Genomic DNA, 820 nt, shown 5'->3' with positions numbered 1-820 from the left:
GACATCGAGCCTTTGCCGCAGTTCAAGGATCGGGGGGTCGTCGCCGGAATGGACCTCCGGCGACGACACGAGGCAGAGGCCCACAGCGGTACGCCGTGCACGCCTCGGCCACCGCACCACACAAAATTGTCACAGCGAAAGGAAACACGTCGTGCGTTCTCCTATCAGCCGGAAGCGGAGGCGGGCGGTCAGCCTGCTGCTGCCAACGGCCCTGCTCGCGGGTATGGTCACCGCGTCACCAGCGGCGGCGCACCCGCCGGTCGGCCCGTCGCAGCTGGCCACACAGTCCACGCCCGGGGATCCGCCACTGCCCACTTACCCCGGGCTGCCGCCTGAGCCAAGCACCTTCGCGGCGGCCAGCACCACCCCGGTGCCCTGCGCCAACAACGGTGCCGACAAGCAGATGACGCGGGCGGATGCGGTCACTCGCGCGCGCAGCTGGCTACCCGGCGTCCCCTACAGCCAGTCACGGTGCTACCGCAACCAGTACGGCGACTACCGGACCGACTGTTCGGGTTTCGTCGCGATGGCCTGGGGGCTGGGCGGCTCCGGTAGCGCCTTCTGGACCGGCAACCTGCATACCCGCTCCCACACCATCGCCCGTAACGCGCTGGAGCCGGGCGATGCTCTACTCCGCCACACGGGTGATCAGAGCGAGAATCACGTGGCGCTTTTCGTACGGTGGGGCAACTCTGCCAAGACCACCCCGGTGGTCATCGAACAGACCGGTAGCAGCGACACCATCGAGAGAACGTGGACGGCATCCTACGCAGCTCTCTACACCCCGGTCCGCTACGACAACATCGTCGAGTCCCAGCCG

At 67.6% G+C, this 820-nt stretch carries 1 protein-coding gene; it reads left to right on the top strand.

From position 1 onward, the window contains the following. Positions 1-151: 151 nt before the first annotated feature. Positions 152-820 (top strand): NlpC/P60 family protein (locus Vse01_RS29175; RefSeq protein ID WP_507762957.1); only part of this gene is annotated, 669 nt, incomplete at its 3' end.

The organism is Micromonospora sediminimaris (genome assembly GCF_016863575.1).
GTDB classification, from domain to species: Bacteria; Actinomycetota; Actinomycetes; order Mycobacteriales; family Micromonosporaceae; genus Micromonospora; species Micromonospora sediminimaris.
This window is presented reverse-complemented; position numbering and strand designations above follow the sequence as displayed.